General features: G+C 40.5%; 13 protein-coding genes and 1 pseudogene. 3 read left to right on the top strand and 11 right to left on the bottom strand.

The features are described 5' to 3' along the window. Positions 1-40: 40 nt before the first annotated feature. From HO345_RS04120 to brnQ, 6 genes are all read right to left on the bottom strand, one after another. Positions 41-964: a DMT family transporter gene (locus tag HO345_RS04120; RefSeq protein ID WP_253684076.1), complete on the bottom strand. Its 924-nt coding sequence runs from the start codon at positions 962-964 to the stop codon at positions 41-43. A gap of 29 nt (positions 965-993) precedes the next feature. After that, positions 994-2,136 (bottom strand): hypothetical protein, encoded by a 1,143-nt coding sequence (locus HO345_RS04115; RefSeq protein WP_253684074.1) that lies wholly within the window; start codon positions 2,134-2,136, stop codon positions 994-996. Positions 2,137-2,200: 64 nt separating this feature from the next. After that, positions 2,201-3,607, bottom strand: a complete 1,407-nt coding sequence (gene mtaB / locus HO345_RS04110) for a tRNA (N(6)-L-threonylcarbamoyladenosine(37)-C(2))-methylthiotransferase MtaB (RefSeq protein WP_253684072.1) — start codon at positions 3,605-3,607, stop codon at positions 2,201-2,203. A gap of 3 nt (positions 3,608-3,610) precedes the next feature. After that, on the bottom strand, positions 3,611-4,252 hold the full coding sequence (locus HO345_RS04105) for a tetratricopeptide repeat protein (protein ID WP_253684070.1): 642 nt from the start codon (positions 4,250-4,252) through the stop codon (positions 3,611-3,613). Next, positions 4,242-4,619 (bottom strand): bactofilin family protein, encoded by a 378-nt coding sequence (locus tag HO345_RS04100; RefSeq protein WP_010697586.1) that lies wholly within the window; start codon positions 4,617-4,619, stop codon positions 4,242-4,244. The genes HO345_RS04105 and HO345_RS04100 overlap by 11 nt, the downstream gene beginning before the upstream one ends. After that, the gene (gene brnQ / locus HO345_RS04095; protein ID WP_010697587.1) at positions 4,619-6,007 is read right to left on the bottom strand and encodes a branched-chain amino acid transport system II carrier protein; all 1,389 of its coding nucleotides are present in this window, start codon (positions 6,005-6,007) and stop codon (positions 4,619-4,621) included. Before brnQ ends, HO345_RS04100 begins: the two co-directional genes overlap by 1 nt. A 442-nt stretch (positions 6,008-6,449) precedes the next feature. Here brnQ and HO345_RS04090 point away from each other — a divergent pair. Further along, positions 6,450-7,216: pseudogene (locus HO345_RS04090) on the top strand (Rpn family recombination-promoting nuclease/putative transposase). A 194-nt stretch (positions 7,217-7,410) separates the two neighbouring features. Here HO345_RS04090 and lepA read toward each other — a convergent pair. Then, positions 7,411-9,216: a translation elongation factor 4 gene (gene lepA / locus HO345_RS04085; RefSeq protein WP_253684069.1), complete on the bottom strand. Its 1,806-nt coding sequence runs from the start codon at positions 9,214-9,216 to the stop codon at positions 7,411-7,413. A 290-nt stretch (positions 9,217-9,506) separates the two neighbouring features. Between lepA and HO345_RS04080 the strand changes: the two genes are divergently transcribed. Both HO345_RS04080 and era read left to right on the top strand, forming a co-directional pair. Continuing rightward, a complete protein-coding gene (locus HO345_RS04080; RefSeq protein ID WP_010697616.1) occupies positions 9,507-10,355 on the top strand; it encodes an RnfABCDGE type electron transport complex subunit B in 849 nt (282 codons plus the stop codon). Between the two features lies 1 nt (position 10,356). Next, complete coding sequence (era, locus tag HO345_RS04075) at positions 10,357-11,241, top strand: GTPase Era (protein WP_253684067.1); 885 nt, start codon at positions 10,357-10,359, stop codon at positions 11,239-11,241. 6 nt (positions 11,242-11,247) lie between these two features. On the opposite strand, the gene purH is transcribed toward era, so the two are convergent. The 4 genes from purH to secA are packed head-to-tail and all read right to left on the bottom strand — an operon-like array spanning position 11,248 to position 17,854. Continuing rightward, entirely contained in the window at positions 11,248-12,849 is a 1,602-nt protein-coding gene (purH, locus tag HO345_RS04070) for a bifunctional phosphoribosylaminoimidazolecarboxamide formyltransferase/IMP cyclohydrolase (RefSeq protein ID WP_253684065.1), read from the bottom strand. Positions 12,850-12,868: 19 nt separating this feature from the next. Then, positions 12,869-13,453 carry a phosphoribosylglycinamide formyltransferase gene (purN, locus tag HO345_RS04065; RefSeq protein WP_253684063.1) on the bottom strand — a complete coding sequence of 195 codons (585 nt, stop codon included), beginning with the start codon at positions 13,451-13,453 and terminating at the stop codon, positions 12,869-12,871. Positions 13,454-13,467: 14 nt separating this feature from the next. Continuing rightward, positions 13,468-15,081, bottom strand: a complete 1,614-nt coding sequence (locus HO345_RS04060; RefSeq protein ID WP_253684061.1) for an ATP-binding protein — start codon at positions 15,079-15,081, stop codon at positions 13,468-13,470. A gap of 4 nt (positions 15,082-15,085) precedes the next feature. After that, positions 15,086-17,854, bottom strand: coding sequence for a preprotein translocase subunit SecA (secA, locus tag HO345_RS04055; protein WP_253684059.1), 2,769 nt, complete (start codon positions 17,852-17,854; stop codon positions 15,086-15,088). Positions 17,855-17,953 lie beyond the last annotated feature (99 nt).

Below are 17,953 nucleotides of genomic sequence, written 5' to 3'. Positions count from 1 at the left end.
ATGAATTTATAATAACTAAAAACATACATAGTTTTGCTGTTTACTTCCCTCTATTTCTCCTTAAAAACGAAAGCTTTGTTTCGGAGATTATAATTGCAATAAAGATACAGGAACAACCGAGGGCTAAGGCAGGCGTAAATCTTTCGCCGGTGAGCATTATCGAAAGAAAGATACTGAACACAGATTCAAGAGAAAAAATAAGGGCTGCCGTAGCCGGAGGCGTATTCTTTTGCCCCACAGCTTGAAGCAGGACGCAGAGGGCCGTACAAAGAACGGTTAAATAAACAAGCGTAAAAACAGACTGATAATTCCAAACGGTATTGGAGTTATCCTCAAACAAAAGAGAAAAAATGAGGGCATACGTTCCTGCAAAGGCAAATTGAGCTATTGTAATAAGGGGAGCATCGAGGTCTTCCATAAATTTAGGAAGAAGTACTATGTACACGGCAAATATAAAACTGCTTATAAGTGAAAGAACATCTCCCCAGTTTACCCCGTTTTGACTTTCCGAAATCAAATCCGGCATCGAAATTGCAAGGATTCCTGCAAAGCAAAGAAAGGCAGCAAAAAGATTGAATTTATCAGGCCTTTTTTTTAAAACTACGGCGTTTACAAATGGAACAAGAACACAATAGGTTGCCACCAAAAAAGAACTTCGGCCGGGAAGCCCCCCTGCAGTAGTAATTGCAATGGCCTGCAAAGAATAACCTGCAAACATAATCAGGCCTAAAATCATTCCGGCCTTTACATAACGCTTGTCAAGCTGTTTTAAACGCTTAAAGAACACGGCACAAAGAATCAGACAGGCAGGCAAAAAGCGGCAAGCCAATAAGAAGTTGGGTTTAAAAAAATCGTTTGTACTGCTTACTGCAACAAAGGTGCTTCCCCATAAGAGGGTAGCCGAAAAAAGAGCAAGCCGTGAGAGAATTCTAATACGGCTGCCTAATTTTAATTTAAAAGACATAAGAATTCCTAAAAATGATAGCCTTAAAATCAATATTCAAATGAAAAAGCAAAATCCAAGCCTATTTTTTGCTTTTCCCAAGGTTTATTACCCAGTTCCTTTAAAAAGGCAGAAAAATCTATCTGAAAATAGGTAAAATCAAGACCGACTCCCAAATGAGGGTACAGCTCATACATACCCAACCTAAAACTCAAAACCTTGTGAAAAACTATTTCAGTTCCTGCAGCAATATTAAGCAAGGGACTTCTGTTTCTATTAAAAATCGGCTCGAGAATATTTTGATAATCAATATAAAATGACCATGAAGAAACGGTAGTCCACATATCGTCAAAAACAGGCATTGAACCAATGCCGGCACTCAAATTAGGCAAAAGAGTTTTATACTGTGTTTTTCCTGCCGTAATTGCCTTTTTATAATCTGAAAAATTATTATAAGGGGTTAAAAAGACCGGAGTATAAGCATCTTTACAAGCAATACCTAAAAAAAAGTAGTTATCATACTTATATAAAAAACCTGCATCCAAACCAATACCGCTGGCTAAAACAATGTTTAAGTCCTTTAAGCCTGAATTCACAGCCAAAGCCATATCTGCCTTACTCTTATTCAAAGCATAAGAAAAAGTTTGAAAAAAGCCCTTCATCTGAAAACCCAGCGATACCTTATTAACATCATCGTCATAAAGACAGATACCGTAGCCTCCGGTTACTAAAAGCTCTTCTCCCATTAAAAGTTTTTTCATTATAGTATTTTGTACATCAGCATGAACAATGGATCTATTAAAAATGCCTACTGCAAAATTCCTATCGGCTAAGCTGAGGGCCAGAGGGCCTGTAGCAGAAATGTCAAAATACTTACTGTCACCTTTGTAAAGATATTCCGCAAGGGTCTTTAGTTTTTCAGAGGCAAAGATAGAACCAAAGCCTCCGAAACTGTCTTCATTTGCATGGAGAGCAATCTTTCCTGCCGACCAACGTTTCTTCAAAAAAGGAAATATAGCCGGGTTTGTAAACAAGGTCTCGGTTCCGGCCTGATATGTTGTAAAAGGAACTCCCAATCCGCTTATACGGGGAGAAACATATGAGGGAGTAACCGGTTCAGGCATAGAAATCTGTGCAAAACACGCCGAACCAACAATTATACACAAAAACAAAAACGCAATTACTTTCTTCACTTTTACCTCCGCTCAAATTCCCTATATCTTTATTAGACTTTATGTCATTCTATCATAAAACGAATTAATCCGCAAGATATGCAATTCCATCATTTATGACAACAAAAAGTCCCTCGCCGCCCTTATAATTTTCGGCTTTCTTGTTCAATTTTAAAGAAAGACCTAGATAATTTTCGGTTACAATCCTCAAATCTTCATTGTTTTGAGGTTTTTCGATAACGCCAAAAAACAACTTTCCGTTACAAGAGGCCAAATAACTTTGATAGTTTTTTTCGCTCAATTCCGAAAGAAGCGAAGCCCTTCTACCTGCTTCTCTTTCAGGAACCTTCGGTTTCATCGCAAAAGCCTTTGTTCCCGGGCGGGCCGAAAAAGGAAAAACATGGATACCGGGAATTTTTAAATCCTCACACATATTAAATGTTTGTAAAAAATCCTCTTCCGTCTCGGACGGAAAACCTGTAATGATATCGCATCCGATAAAAGGATTGTCCTTTACCTTGCGTAAATTATCTACAGCCCTTCTGATGTCGGCCTCCCTATAGGGCCTATTCATAGCCTTTAAAATTTTATCGCTTCCCGACTGTACCGAAAGATGAAAATGCGGACAAATCCTTTTATTTTCTACAATTTTTAAGATGCCGTTATCTACACATTCGGGATACATGCTCGAAATGCGGAGCCTTATTTTTTTTGTGTTTTCTAAAAGCATGGCCAAAAGATTTGCAAAGCCTCCATAGGTTTCGTCCCTATATTGGGATAAATTTACACCCGACAAAACAACCTCTGCAGCTCCGTTTTTTTCTATTTGAACTATCCGCCTTACGGCTTCTTCAGCAGGCAGGGAAACGGAAGTACCGCGCGCAAGCCTTATTCTGCAATAGGCACAAGCATTATTACATCCGTCTTGTATTTTTAAACTGGCTCTGGAATGAAAAACAAAAACGGGAGAGCTCAACTTAAACATTGATTTTCTTCTTTCCGTTTCCTTTATCAAAAAAGATTTATCCGGTCGGCTTTCTTTTGAATATATTTTATTTCGAAAAATAAGAAGATTTTTTTTAAGATTAACGGTATCTTCTTTTAAATCTTTATTTTTAAGGCAGGAGTCTTTTAAAAACTGAGGAAGACCATCAAGCTCATCTTTTTTTTTGCCTGAAAAGGCTATAATTCTTTTATTTATTTTTTCGATAAAATCGGCTTCAAGCTCTGCATAGCAGCCTGTAACAAAGATTACGGCATCTTCATGCTCCTTTAGTAAAAGACGGATAAGACGGCGAGCCTTTTGTTCCGCCTTTCCCGTAACCGTACAGGTATTTACTATACACAGTTTTACAGGCAAAATTGAAGTCTCCGCTTCTTTTGAAAACACATCAAAACCGCATTCGGCAAAACGGACGGCAAGCGCCTCGGATTCCACCTGATTTAAGCGGCAGCCGAGCGTTTCTATTCTAACCGAAAAAAAATTACTCATAGATTAAAAACGCTGCAACACCCTTTCACGCCCCTTTTGAGCATCAACCAGGTTTTTGTTTAAACTCAAGGCCTTATTATAGGCTTCAAGGGAATAACGGTATTCTTTTATCTGTTCTCGGGCATAGCCTAAACGAACCCACCAAAGACTGTTAAAGGAATCAAGGGTAACGGCTACGGAAAAAGCAATGTCGGCATGCCTGTACTTTGCCATTCGTAAATATATTTCTCCCATAAAATAATAGGAAGAAGGAATACGCACTCCATTGGGAGCATAAGAAATATAATCTTGAAAAAGTTTAAGGGCTTCGGAATTCTTACCCAAATAATAACAGGCCTCAGCCTGAGTTGCTATAAGGCGGGGATCGGTTTGTGCAATTTTACGTCCGGCTAAGGCTATATCATAGGTTTTTTGGTATTGGCCGTCAGCCAAGAGAGCCCATGTCATTACAACATAACTGTCCAAATTATTGGGAGACTGCTTAATTTCGGCCTCACAGACGGCAACAGCTTCGGCATAGCGGCCGTTCTTATACAAGACCAGAGCATCAGGCTTATTTTGAGAAAAAACAGGAGCCCAACACAGCATAAAAAAAACAAGAGTAAATTTAAAGATAAAATTAATTTTTGTTTTTTTATCTTCCAAATTGCTTATCCTTTGTCATGGTACAAATACCGTTAAATACGCAGCCGCTTTCAAGAACAACTTCCGGAGCCGTAACATCGCCTATCAGTTTTCCGCAAGAAAAAACATGCACCATAGTATCGGCCAAAACATTACCTTCAACAGCCCCCTTGATAACAACCCTGTCAGCTCTGATATTGGCCTTAACAACAGAATTTTCATCAATGGTTACATCGCTTGTGGAAACCAAAAAGCCTTCCACATTGCCCTTAATCATAAACGGTTTTTTACACTCTATCTTACCGCTAAACTGAATATCAGGTGCTAAAACCGTATCATAATCTTCTTCATCCAAATCCAATAAATTAACTTTGTCTATCTCAGCCATTATTCATCCTTTTTTTGAGATTCACTTTTCATTGAGGGTGCTTTTTCAGTCTTTTGCATAATAATATAACCAAAGCCTAACAAGAGAGAAAGGCCTAACGCAGGAAGAAGCCATGGGAAGCCTATACCTTCAAAAGGAAGAGTCTTTAATACGTTGATGGTGGTATTAAAACTCATACCCACTTGATCCATTGCCGGAAAGGCTTCAAGTTTAATAAGCAAGTTGTTGATAAGCTCCTGAGCTGCAACCCAGCCTTGGAGGATACTTATTGAAAGAGTGCCTATTACTGCTCCATGAAAAAAATACTTGTTCGGTATAAATTCAGCAAACAAATTTAAAACTATCAATACAATCGCTACAGGATAAATAATTTCCAAAATAGGACCGGCAATAGAGATAATATTATCTACACCGAAATTTGAAAGGAAAAAACTTACAACACAGATAATGATAACGGTGGCACGGTAGCTTATGTCATCTTTAAATCTTTTGGAAAAATACTCTCCTGCAGTTGCGGTAAGACCTATTGAGGTCGTCAAACAGGCCAAGCCTATTGCCAAACCTAAAACTATTCTACCAGCCCTTCCCCATAATATCTCGCTGGACTGAACTACAATTTCGGTTCGCGAAAGGTTATCGGGTAAGACGGCACTTCCTGTTGCTCCTACATATACGAGCCCGCCGTAAACAAGACCTAAGCCTATACATGCAATAAGCCCCGTCCAGATTGTCATTTTTAAAAGAGATTTTTTTTCCGTGTAGCCTTTTGCACTGATACTTGAAATAACTATTGTGGCCAATATCATTGAGCCCAAAGCATCCATAGTTTGGTAGCCTTCTTTAAAGCCTCTTAAAAATATCTTATCGACTGAAGGATCTGAGGGTTTGCCGATGGGAGTAACAAAGCCCTTTATAACCAATAGACCTAAAACGGCTATCAATGCAGGCGTTAAAAACTTTCCAACCCTATCAATAACATTATTAGGAGTTAAAACAAAGAAAAGGGTAATCGCAAAAAATATAAAGGACGATAAAACAGAGCTTATCCCGAAGTTGGGTCTGATAGCTATTTCATAAGTAGTAGCTGCAGTTCTGGGAATGGCAAAAAGCGGCCCTATTATAAGCATAACAAAGATTATAAAAAAAGTTCCGAATAATTGGTTTATATTTTTGGTAAAATTGGAAAGATGGCCGTCGCATTTTCCCATAGATATGATACCCAAAACGGGCATTCCTACTCCCGTTACCAAAAAACCTAAAAGGGAAAAAATCCAGTCCTTTCCTGATAAGTGTCCCAAAGTAGGCGGAAATATCAAGTTTCCGGCTCCTAAAAACATAGCAAATAAAGCAAAACCTATAACAATAATATCGGTGGTCTTTTTGCTCATAAATTGTTCCCATCCTTAAAAAATTATTTATTAAAACAATGGGCGATTATATCATTATTTTGAGAAAAGAAAAAGAGGGTCGATGAAAAATGTACATCCATGTCCGATTTTTACAATTTAATTCAATTTATAAAAATATTTTTCTAATTTACTATTTTTTTCAAATATTTTCTATAAATATAATGGGGAGGTATGATAAACAGTTCGGCAGGAATTCAGCCTCACTGTTTATCTGCCGAGTTTGCCTTTCGGCAAACGTCGCATTATTATATGTGCTTTTTCACTTTGTTGCAAAAGCACGGAAAAAACTTTTTTCGCAAATTGATTCGCTATCCGCTTTAGCGGATACGATGAAAAATTTCCTTACAGAACAGAGCCGAAAAGCTCTGATATTTGCTGCAAAAAGTTTTTATGGAGAAAAAATAAAAATTAGGAGAAAAAAATGGTAAAAAGATTTGAAGATTTAACACTACAGGATGACTTCATGTTCTGTAAAGTTATACAAAATCTGGATTTGTGTAAAAAGCTCATCGAGATGATACTGACCGATACAATCGGCAAAATTGCATATATCTCTATACAGCATAATATTAACACCTATGAACAGGCAAAATCCGTAAGGTTTGATGTTCTTGTACAAAAACTGAAAACGGTAAATTTTATGATGTGGAAATGCAGGTAAGCAACGAGAAGAATATACCTAAAAGAATGAGGTTCTACCAAGCAGCTATAGATATTTCGTTCTTGGATAAGGGGAATTTCTATAACGATTTAAATGACAGCTTTATAATTTTTATTTGTTTATTTGATGTTCTAGGCAAAAATAGATCTATTTATACCTTTGAAAATATTTGTCTTGAAGATAAAAACATATCTTTACAAGACGGCACGAAAAAGGTTATAATAAACGCAGAGGCATTTAAGGATACTAAAAACAAAGAATTAAAAGAATTTTTAGAATATCTTAAAACAGGTAAAACAAAAAGCGAATTTACAAGGGAGATAGAAACTATGATACAAGCAGTCAAAAATAATGAACAGGCAAGACAAGAATATAGATTAATGTCTACTTTTGAGATGGATGCTAGGTATAAGGGTATTTATGAAACTAAGCGAGAAACGGCTAAAATATTAAAACAGTTGGGTGACTCTTTGCAAAAAATTATGCAAGTTACAGGTCTTACCGAATTCGAAATCGAAAAACTGTAATTTTACCCAACCTCCTTTGTATTCATCTCAACCAAAAAATAAACCAGAAACTTTGTAACAAGGCGGGGTTTCCAAAGGGGATACCCCTTTGGCAGTGCGAGGAAGAGGGATGGGGTCTTAGGGGAAGGGAGGCAACCCCTGCTCTGACTTGAAAAGCCCGTAAGGGAACGGGGTGTTCTCTCCCCCTAATAGTTTTAATCCTCCTTAGTCTTCAATACGGCTAAGAATGCGGACTGCGGGAGCTCTACATCGCCTATCATCTTCATACGCTTTTTTCCTTCCTTTTGCTTTTCGAGAAGTTTTCGCTTTCGGGTGATGTCGCCTCCGTAGCACTTGGCAAGAACGTCCTTACGCAAGGCTGAAATCGTTTCTCTGGCTATTATCTGACTTCCGATAGCTCCCTGAATCGGTATCTTAAACTGTTGACGCGGAATTTCGTCTTTAAGTTTTTCGCAGACAAGACGGGCCTTATCATAGGCACTCGGTTTATATGCAAGCTGGGCGAGGGCATCAACCGGCTTTCCGTTAATTAAAATATCTATCTTTGCCAAATCGGTAGGACGGGTTTCTATAACCTCGTAGTCAAAGGAAGCATAACCGCGGCTTATACTTTTAAGCCTGTCATAAAAATCGAACAAGACCTCGGCTAGTGGCATCTCGTAGGTCATCTCAACCCTTTTTTCATCCAAGTAAGTCATATTGGTCTGCACGCCTCTCTTTTCCATACAGAGGGACATAACATTTCCGAGATAATTTGTAGGCGTTATAAGCGTTGCCTTTATATAGGGTTCTTCAGCCGAGGCTATAAGTCCCTCATCGGGATAATCGGCAGGGTTATCGCAAATAATTTCTTCTCCCGTACGCATGGTAAGTTTATAGCGTACCGAGGGAGCCGTAAAAATAACCGACTGATCGAATTCTCTTTCCAACCTTTCTTGTACGATTTCAAGATGAAGGAGGCCTAAAAAGCCGCACCTAAAACCGTGGCCGAGGGCAAGAGAAGAGTCTTTTTCCCAAGTTAAACTTGCATCGTTCAGTTTTAATTTTTCAAAAGATTCGCGGAGCTCCTCATAATCGTTTGTATCCGTGGGATAGACGGAAGAAAAAACTACGGGCTTTACTTCTTTAAAGCCGGATAAGGGAGCTTTGCATGGAGCGGCAGCATCGGTGATGGTATCTCCTACACCTACATCCGAAACGGTTTTAATGCCAGCAATTATATAGCCTACTTCTCCTGCCTGTAAGGAATCCTGCTTTACAAGGTCTAGGACAAAGGTTCCCGTTTCTTCTACCTTGTATTCGCCTCCCGTATTCATAAAGCGGATAGTCATTCCGGGTTTTATCATTCCTTCAAAAACACGCACATGGACTACAACTCCCCTGTATGGGTCGTAATGGCAGTCGAAGATAAGAGCCTGTAAGGGATTATCCTTTGAACCCTTGGGAGGCGGAAAGGCTGTTATAATCGCTTCAAAAAGGGCATCAATATTTTGTCCCGTTTTTGCAGAAACGGCCACAGCCGCATCGGAGTCAAGTCCCAGGTCATGGTCTATCTGATGTTTTGCAGCATCTATATCGGCGGCAGGTAGATCTATTTTGTTTATGACGGGAAGAATTTCCAAATCATGCTCAAGGGCAAGATACATATTTGAAAGGGTTTGGGACTCAACGCCCTGAGTAGCATCTACGATTAAGATTGCCCCTTCGCAAGAGGCAATGGCACGAGAAACCTCATAGGAAAAATCTACATGCCCGGGAGTATCTACAAAGTTTAAAACATAATCTTTACCGTCCTTAGCCGTATAAGGAATTCGGACGGCATGGCTTTTTATGGTAATGCCCCTCTCCCGCTCTATATCCATATCATCGGTCATCTGATTGCGGTGATAGCGCTCATCGATTATCTTAGTCTTTTCGATAAGCCTATCGGATAAGGTAGACTTACCGTGGTCTATGTGAGCTACAATACAAAAATTGCGTATATTTTCAGGATTTAACATAGGGCTCATTATAATGAAAAAATAAGATTATGTCAATTTTTAAATTTCATTACCATATTTCTTAACTTATTTTTAAAACCCATTACTTGCACAAAATGTAAAAATATGGCATTATTAAGAGAAGGCCTCTAAAAACATCAGTTTTTAGAGGGTCTCCTTAAATTTAATTTGCGATGTTTTTCATAAGTCATTGATATATAAAGACTTATGAAAAACTCGTCGGGCATCTCTAAAAATCTAACAAAGTTTTTAGAGATGCCCAGGAGAAATAAAGTTTTATTGGAGTATGCATGAATATTATTTTATTGACCTTGGCCGTATCGCTGGTATTGTCTCTTTTGTTGGGCCTTTTGTTGGGCTTTTTTAAGAAAATTTTTTATGTAGAACCGGATAAGACGGCTGCAGCCGTAAGAGAGGTTCTTCCGGGAGCAAACTGCGGTGCCTGCGGTTATCCCGGCTGTGACGGATTTGCAGCAGCAGTTGCGGCAGGAGATGCACCCGTAAACGGATGCCCTGTAGGAGCGGCCCCTGTTGCCGAAGCCATAGGAAAGATAATGGGAGTTGATGCCTCGGCTTCCGCCAGAGTTGCGGTTTTAACCTGCCAAGGCTCTCACGATGTTTGCCGAGATAAGTGCGACTATGTAGGCGTAAAAACCTGTAAGGCCGCAAAGATTTCGATTAACGGAACAAAGGAATGTGATTGGGGTTGTATAGGCCTTGGCGACTGCGAGCGTGCATGCCCCTTTGATGCCATTCATATCAAGGAAAACGGACTTCCTGAAGTAGACTATGATAAGTGTACGGGCTGTGCTGTCTGTGTTGCCCAGTGTCCGCAGCATGTTCTAACGACAGTTCCTATCAATCAAAAAGGAGCTATAGCCCTCTGTTCATGCAGAAACCCGCGTAAGCCTCAAATTATGAAAAACTGTAAGCGAGGCTGCATAAAGTGCATGAAGTGCGAAAAGAATTGTCCTACGGGAGCTATCAAGGTAATAGACGGAATACCCAAGGTAGATTATACCCTTTGCGATTCCTGCAATAAGTGTGTTGAAGGCTGCCCGACAAAGGTACTTATGCTTACCGAAAACAAGGTAAAGTTTAACTCTTGCACATCTTGCGAAGGATGCCAAAGCGCATAAAATGAACAGCGGAGTTGTAACGATAATAGGCCGCCCTTCAGCCGGAAAGTCAACCTTTTTAAATACGGCTTCAGGCGAAAAGGTTTCGATTGTCTCATCAATTCCGCAAACCACCCGAAACGCAATTAGGGGTATCGTAAACACTACCAAGGGACAAATAGTTTTTATAGATACCCCCGGCTACCACAAATCTGAAAAAAAATTAAACCTAAAACTTCAAGAAATCGCGAAAACCCGATTAGAAGAAGGGGATGCTGTTTTATATCTGATAGACCTTTCACGGGAATTCGGAGAGGAAGAAAAAAATATCTGTTCTCTTCTTATCCCCCTGCAAAACAAAACCGTAATAGGCCTAAACAAAGCCGACCTCAAATCCTCAAAAGCTGAACTTGTAAAAAAAGAGCTTTTAAGCCTCTTACCCAATATTCCGCAAGAAAGAATCTTTGAAATTTCCGCCCTAAAAGATAAGGGCATAAACGAAATTCTTTCCCTCCTCATAGAGCTCCTCCCCGAAGGAGAAGCCCTCTACCCCGAAGACATCTACACGGATCAGGATGTAGTCTTTAGGATTACGGAGATTATAAGGGAACAAGCCATTCTTCACACAAGGGAAGAAATCCCTCACGCCCTCTATTCAGGGGTAGAAGATGCCGAAATGCGTAAAAACGGTAAAGAACTCTGGGTTCGAGCCTTCCTCTATGTCGAAAAAGAAAGCCAAAAGGCTATGCTCATAGGCAAGGGAGCCGCAGTAATTAAGAGCATAAGGATAAAATCCATGGCCGAACTGCGTAAAATTTTCCCCTACAAGGTTCAATTGGATCTTCAAGTCCGCGTAAACAAAAACTGGCGTCAAAAAGATAATATCATAAAAAAAATCTCATATTAAAAATTTCTAATGCTTAAAATGCCTTACGCCCGTTATCAGCATGGCCATTCCGCGTTTGTTACATTCTTCGATGCTTAAGTCATCACGGATTGAGCCCCCTGGCTGGATTACGGCTTTTATGCCGGCCTTTGCCGCTTCCTCGATTGTGTCGGGAAAGGGGAAAAAAGCATCGGAAGCTAGGACAGAGTTTTTAACTCTTTCACCGGCTCTTTCGATGGCTTGGCGGGCTGCATCTACCCTGTTGGGCTGACCGCAGCCTATGCCGACGGAACAAAAACCTTTTTGGGGATTTGACAAATCTATCGGGGCAGCGAGCAAAATGGCATTGGATTTAACCATAGTACAGGCCTTCATAGCAAATTGTAAAATAGCCCTTTCTAAAGGCTCAGCCTTTCTTTCCGCTGCGTCTTTATATTCCGTACTTTCGGGGTCTCCCAAGTCTTTTTCTTGCTTTAAAAAGCCGCCCAAGACAGACTTATATTCATACGCTTCTTTTTCTTGAAGAATGGGAGCTTCGATTAAGCGTAAGTTTTTTTTGCCGGATAAAAGTTCTTTTGCTTCTTCAGTAAAAAGAGGGGCTATGATGCACTCAACAAATAAGGTTCCAAGGGCTTCAGCCGAAGATTTATCGAAGGGACGGTTTAAGGCGATTATACTTCCAAAGGCCGAAACGGGATCGCAATCGATGGCTGCCCTTAAAGCAAGAGAAACTTCCGAATTAGGGGAAACGGAGGAAGAATTTTTTAAAGGTTCTTCATTTATTTCGGCAAGGCCGCAGGGGGTAAGGTGTTTTACCACAACGGCCGCAGGTTTTGTAAACATAGAAACAGCCCTCCATGCAGCGTCTGCATCGAGGATATTGTTATAGGAAAGAGCCTTTCCCTGTAAGACCTTTCCTCCCAAGGGGCCGGCCTTAGGCTCGTTTGTATAAAGCCAAGCCTTTTGATGAGGATTTTCCCCGTAACGCAAATCCTGCCCGGGATAAGCACACAGGGTAAGAGAGGTTTTTTCTTCCATACCTTCGCTAAGCCGGCTTAGCCCGCTAAGCCAAGAAGTTATTGCAGCATCGTAGCGGGTACAAAGGTCAAAGGCCTTTATTGCCAACCTTTTGCGTAAGGAAAGAGGAATCTCTCCCGTCTTTTCAATTTCGGAAGAAACTTCGTCATAATCGTCCGGGTCGCAGATAATTGTAACACGGGAATAGTTTTTTGCAGCAGCCCTTAAAAGAGCTACACCGCCTATGTCTATGTTTTCGATACAATCGCTTTCAGTTGAATCGGGGGAATTAATAGTTTTTTCAAAGGGGTATAGGTTGGCTATAACAATGTCTATGCCGCTAAAGCCGAGCGATTTTAGCTCTGCCCTATCCTCTTCGGTATCTCGGGCTAAAATCCCGCCATGAATCATAGGGTGAAGAGTTTTAACCCTCCCGCCTAAAATTTCAGGAGAAGATGTGTATTCCGAAACTTCTTTTACTTTAATACCGGCCTCTTGTAAGGCCTTAGCCGTTCCTCCTGAGGCAATAAAATCATAACCTGCCGCTTTTAAGCGGGATGCAAAATCCTTTAAACCAGTCTTATCGGAAACCGATGCCAATACCAATCCCATAATCTTCTCTCCATGCTTATCAAACCTTTGATAAAAATTTTAGCGTTTTTATTACAAGGCGATGTTCCGCCTCATGCACTCTTTTTTCAAAATCTTCAAGCCTGTCTCCCTTAAAAACCGGAACTTCCTCAGTAAAAATTACAGGCCCCGAATCGACTCCTTCATCCGGGACAAAGTGGGTCATAATCCCGCAGCGTGAAATTTCCCCCTTCATAAAGGCCTCGTACTGCCTTTCGATAGCCTCCGTCCCCGGAAATGTTCCGGGCAGGGCCGGATGAAGATTTATAAGCCTATCCTTAAACGAAGATATAAAGCTGTCAGTTAAAATTCTCATCCAGCCTAATAATAAAACATAATCGGGCTTAAACTCCTTAACCTTTTCGGCAAGGAGAGCATCATATTCATTTCGAGATGAGCCTTTTTTAAAAGGAAGATAAATAGTCTTTATTCCCTCCCTTTCGGCACGGCTGAGAGCAAAGGCTTCTTTTTTGTTTGAAACCACAGCCTCAATCTTATAATCAATGGAGCCGTTTTTTATTCCGTCAATTACGGCTTGAAGATTAGACCCGTTTCCCGAAACCAGCACCGCAAGTTTTTTTTTCATTCCTAATTACCCAATTAAAATTCTTCCATCAGCCAATTACCGATAGTCCTCCGGCCTTCATCAAATTCGCAGCCGATAAGTTTTATTTTTTTACCGCTTGCTGCATAAGGCTCTGCATAGCCTTTTTCCCGTATTTGAGTAAGGGCATCATTAACCTTTCCGGCAGCACTCAACTTAAACTCAAAGATATAAACCGTATCCTTTGTTTCTACAATGCAATCAGCCCTTCCCCTTGAGCAATGAATTTCGGTCAATACAAATTGTCCCATCAGCTTGAATATAAGGTAGACGGCCGTCTGATAGTTTTGTTCACGTAAAGAAGTTTTATCGGCAGACAAGTTATCATAAGGAACTCCTGCCAATATAGCACGCAGTCTTTCCATAAAACTTTCAACATTGCCCTTGCATATATCTTCAGCAAAACGCCAAACGGAGACACCGGCTTCATCAAGGCCTAAAGAAGTATAAGCGGGAATAAGATTTTCCAAAAAAGCGTAACGCACTTCATCATTTGGAAAGCCCAATCGATAAATTCCTCCGCTGCGGATATATTCCTTAATAGTCAAATATCCGGTCTGAAAAAGAATCGGTATGGGGGCTCCTGTTTCTACCCTGTAGGCATCAAGACCTGTTTCTGTCATTTCAATATTTCCGTCTAAATCGGGAATATTATAATAGGCATCTTTTAAATAATCTACCAAAAATGTGGGAGTTCCCGTAGTAAACCAAAAGTTTTTAAGCTCCTTTGCAGAAAAAACACTCAAAATACTAAAGGGATTATAAACCGTATTGCCGTTGGCACTAAAACAATATCCGTCATAACGTTTTTTTAAAAGAGATAAACACTCCTCATATTTCAGATCCTCAGTTTCGCTTAAAATTTTTATTTCGGGTGCAAAATAAGTTTCAAGCTCTTTCTGGCTTATACCGCATATAGTATCGTATTCTTTTAAGAGACTTAAATCCTGTAGATTATTTAAATCACTGAAAATACTTACCTTACTGAATTTTGTAACACCCGTTAAAAAGGCAAATCTTATATATTGATCACAAGTTTTTAATACGGAGTAAAAGGCTTTAAGCATATTGCGGTATTTATCGCTAAGAACCTGATCCTGTCCTATAGTCTGTAAAAGAGGCTTGTCATATTCATCAACTAGGAGTACAACCTGTCTTCCGGTCTTTTGATATGCACGGCGTATTATCCCTTCAAAACGGGTTGCAAGACTCTGTTCAGCCTCCAATCGTCCATAAATATCTTCCCATCGGCACAAATTCAGATTTATACCGATATATAATTCTTCTTCATTCCGGTAGTTTCCCGTATTAAAATCCAAATAAAGAACAGGATATTCAATCCATGGTTCAGAGCCTTCAGAAATTGCTCTTTTTTCTTCGGCTGACTCGATATAAAGCCCCTTAAAAAGCTCTTTTTTTCCTAAAAAATAATTTTTTAGCGTAGAAAGAAAAAGGCTTTTCCCGAAGCGGCGCGGACGGCTTAAAAAGTAAATGCGGTTTGAATGAGCAAGGCGGAATACATATTCCGTCTTATCTACGTACATGAACTTATCATTCCGCATAACCTCAAAACTTTGAACGCCTATAGGCAGCTTTCTTGAAAAATCCATATCATCACCCGTTTTTTCCGCAGCAGTGTTTGTATTTTTTTCCGCTGCCGCAGGGACATGGATCGTTTCTTCCGACCTTGGGAACGGTACGCACAACCTGAGCATTTTCAGGACGGCTTCGTGAAGAAAGGGCTGTGGGTCCCATTCCCTGACCTGCACCCGAAAAACTTCCCATTGAGTTGTGCTGAGCATTTCCCTGAATGGAACGCATTTGGCGTGAAGCATGGGCTTCTTCTTCCGTGCTGATTTGAACACGGACAAGACGGGAGGCTATTTCGATTCTTATATCGTCAAGCATGGAATAAAAAATATCGAAGCCTTCAAGTTTGTATTCGGTTAAAGGATTTTTTTGTCCGTAGGAGCGAAGATAAACGGCTTCGCGCAAGGACTCCAAATTTTCAAGATGGTCGAGCCATTTTTTGTCGATAGCCTGCAAGTATTGATAGCGGATAAACATGTTTAGGTTTTCTTTACCTGCAAGAGCTTCTTTTTCTTTAAGCTCCTTTGTAAAATGCTCTACAAATTCGTTTATCTCTTCTTCATGATTCTTTTTATCGATGTTTGCAAAATCTTCTTCGGTCAGAGTATAGGCAAACTTTTCTCTAAAGATATCTTTTATAAGACGGGCTCTTTCTTCTTTTTCGGCCTTTGAGCTTGAACTATACTCATCGAATTTTTCGCTTATAAATTCTTCGAGGGTTGCGTAAATACGCTCGATAAGATTTTCGTCTGCAAGGATTGCATTTCGCTGCTCATAGATAAAGGAGCGCTGTTCGTTCAGTACATCGTCATATTCCAACAAATGTTTTCGAATATCGAAGTTGCGGTTTTCTACCTTTGTCTGAGCCTTTTCGATGCTCTTGTTTATCCAAGGGTGCTCGATGGGCTCCCCTGCCCTCATTCCTATCTTGGACATAACATTTTTTAAGTTTTCGCCTCCGAAAAGCCTCATCAGGTCATCATCGAGGGAAAGGAAGAATTTGGAGCGTCCCGGATCTCCTTGACGGCCTGAACGGCCTCGAAGCTGATTATCGATTCGGCGGCTTTCATGACGCTCCGTACCTATTACATAAAGGCCTCCTAGTTCTTTTACCTCATTATAGTCGCTTTGCCATTTTGCATATTCTTCGGCAAGAACTTTTTCATAATAATCGGGATTAGGATTTGTGCCCGTGCGTTTTTTAGCCCTCATTTCGGGACTTCCTCCCAGCTTAATATCCGTACCTCGTCCCGCCATATTGGTGGCTATGGTAACGGAACCCTTTGCTCCGGCTTCTGCAATTATAAGAGCTTCCCTCTCGTGATTTTTAGCGTTTAAAACCTCGTGTCTTACACCTCTCTTTGTTAAAAGTTTTGAAATAAGCTCGGATTTTTCGATAGAAACCGTACCTACGAGGACGGGCTGACCCCTCTTATAAGCCTCGCTTATTTCGGTACAAAGGGCTTCAAATTTATCGTTTTCGTTTAGGTAGATTACATCGTGTTCATCTTTTCGGGCAACGGGGAGGTTTGTCGGGATAACGACAACATCCAAGTTATAAATCTTTGTAAACTCTACGGCTTCCGTATCTGCCGTACCGGTCATGCCGGAAAGTTTATCGTACATTCTAAAAAAGTTTTGGAAGGTAATGGTTGCAAGGGTTCTGTTCCTTTGAGCGATTTTAATATGCTCCTTAGCTTCAATAGCCTGATGGAGCCCGTCCGAATAACGGCGGCCCTCTAAAACACGGCCTGTGAACTCGTCTACTATCTGTACCTGACCGTCCTGAATAACATAGTCCACATCAATATGGAAAAGAACATGAGCCCTTACCGATTGGGTAAAATAGTGAATATATTCAAAGTTTTCTTCATCAAAGAGGTTTCCGCTTTTGATAAGTCCCTGCCTTTGAAGGATATCCTGAATGTGGAGCATACCTGAATCGGTAAAAGAAACTCTCTTGCTCTTTTCGTCTATCGTATAGTCTCCGATAACTTCTTCTCCCTCAAGCTCATTCGGATATTCGCCAGTCTCGGGATTTTTTTCGACTTCTTTTAATTGACCTATGAGGCGGTCAACTTCAAAAAAGCGCATTGTATCGTCTTCGGCAGCCCCCGAAATAATCAAAGGAGTTCTAGCCTCATCTATCAAGATAGAGTCGATTTCGTCTACTATTGCAAAAGAAAATTCTCTTTGGGTCTTGTCCTTGAGCCTCATCTGCATATTGTCGCGGAGGTAATCAAAGCCGAACTCGTTATTGGTACCGTAGGTTATATCGCAGTTATATTCTATACGGCGGGCATCGTTTTCCATATTGGAAAGAATGACACCGACACTTACACCCAGATAAGAATAAACGGGTCTCATCCAATCGGCATCCCGTTCTGCAAGGTAATCGTTTACAGTTACAATATGAACACCCTTCCCCGTAAGGCTGTTTAAGTAGGCGGCGGCAACGCTCATAAGGGTCTTACCTTCACCCGTTTTCATTTCAACAATCTTACCGGAATGGAGAACAAGGGAGCCTAAAATCTGAACATCGTAGGGACGCTCTCCCAAGATACGTCTGGCAGCTTCCCGTGCAAGGGCAAAGGCTTCGGGGATAAAAGAATCCAAGGATTCCCCTTTTTGATAGCGTTCCCTAAACTCATTTGTTTTTGCCTTAAACTCCTCCTCGGAAAGAGAAAGAGCCCAAGCCTCTTTTTCGTTTATCTTGTGTAAAATCGGAAGCATGGCCTTAATATCCCGCTCATGCTTTGAACCGAAAAGAATTTTAATTATAGAATCTAACATATACCTTATAATGTATCAAAATTTAAGAAAAAAGAGAAGAGGGAAATGTAATTCCAAGTTTTTTAATTTAACCGCAACGAGCACAAAGACCGCAAAGTT

The organism is Treponema denticola (assembly GCF_024181645.1).
In the GTDB taxonomy this organism is placed as follows: domain Bacteria; phylum Spirochaetota; class Spirochaetia; order Treponematales; family Treponemataceae; genus Treponema_B; species Treponema_B denticola_A.
This window is presented reverse-complemented; position numbering and strand designations above follow the sequence as displayed.

What these genes read in the sequence shown, in the direction of transcription:
- lepA (WP_253684069.1), bottom strand. Translation starts at nt 9,216, where the DNA reads ATGTTAAATCCTGAAAATATACGCAATTTTTGTATTGTAGCTCACATA.
- secA (WP_253684059.1), bottom strand. Translation starts at nt 17,854, where the DNA reads ATGTTAGATTCTATAATTAAAATTCTTTTCGGTTCAAAGCATGAGCGG.
- brnQ (WP_010697587.1), bottom strand. Translation starts at nt 6,007, where the DNA reads ATGAGCAAAAAGACCACCGATATTATTGTTATAGGTTTTGCTTTATTT.
- mtaB (WP_253684072.1), bottom strand. Translation starts at nt 3,607, where the DNA reads ATGAGTAATTTTTTTTCGGTTAGAATAGAAACGCTCGGCTGCCGCTTA.
- HO345_RS04060 (WP_253684061.1), bottom strand. Translation starts at nt 15,081, where the DNA reads ATGGATTTTTCAAGAAAGCTGCCTATAGGCGTTCAAAGTTTTGAGGTT.
- purH (WP_253684065.1), bottom strand. Translation starts at nt 12,849, where the DNA reads ATGGGATTGGTATTGGCATCGGTTTCCGATAAGACTGGTTTAAAGGAT.
- HO345_RS04080 (WP_010697616.1), top strand. Translation starts at nt 9,507, where the DNA reads ATGAATATTATTTTATTGACCTTGGCCGTATCGCTGGTATTGTCTCTT.
- HO345_RS04120 (WP_253684076.1), bottom strand. Translation starts at nt 964, where the DNA reads ATGTCTTTTAAATTAAAATTAGGCAGCCGTATTAGAATTCTCTCACGG.
- era (WP_253684067.1), top strand. Translation starts at nt 10,357, where the DNA reads ATGAACAGCGGAGTTGTAACGATAATAGGCCGCCCTTCAGCCGGAAAG.
- purN (WP_253684063.1), bottom strand. Translation starts at nt 13,453, where the DNA reads ATGAAAAAAAAACTTGCGGTGCTGGTTTCGGGAAACGGGTCTAATCTT.
- HO345_RS04100 (WP_010697586.1), bottom strand. Translation starts at nt 4,619, where the DNA reads ATGGCTGAGATAGACAAAGTTAATTTATTGGATTTGGATGAAGAAGAT.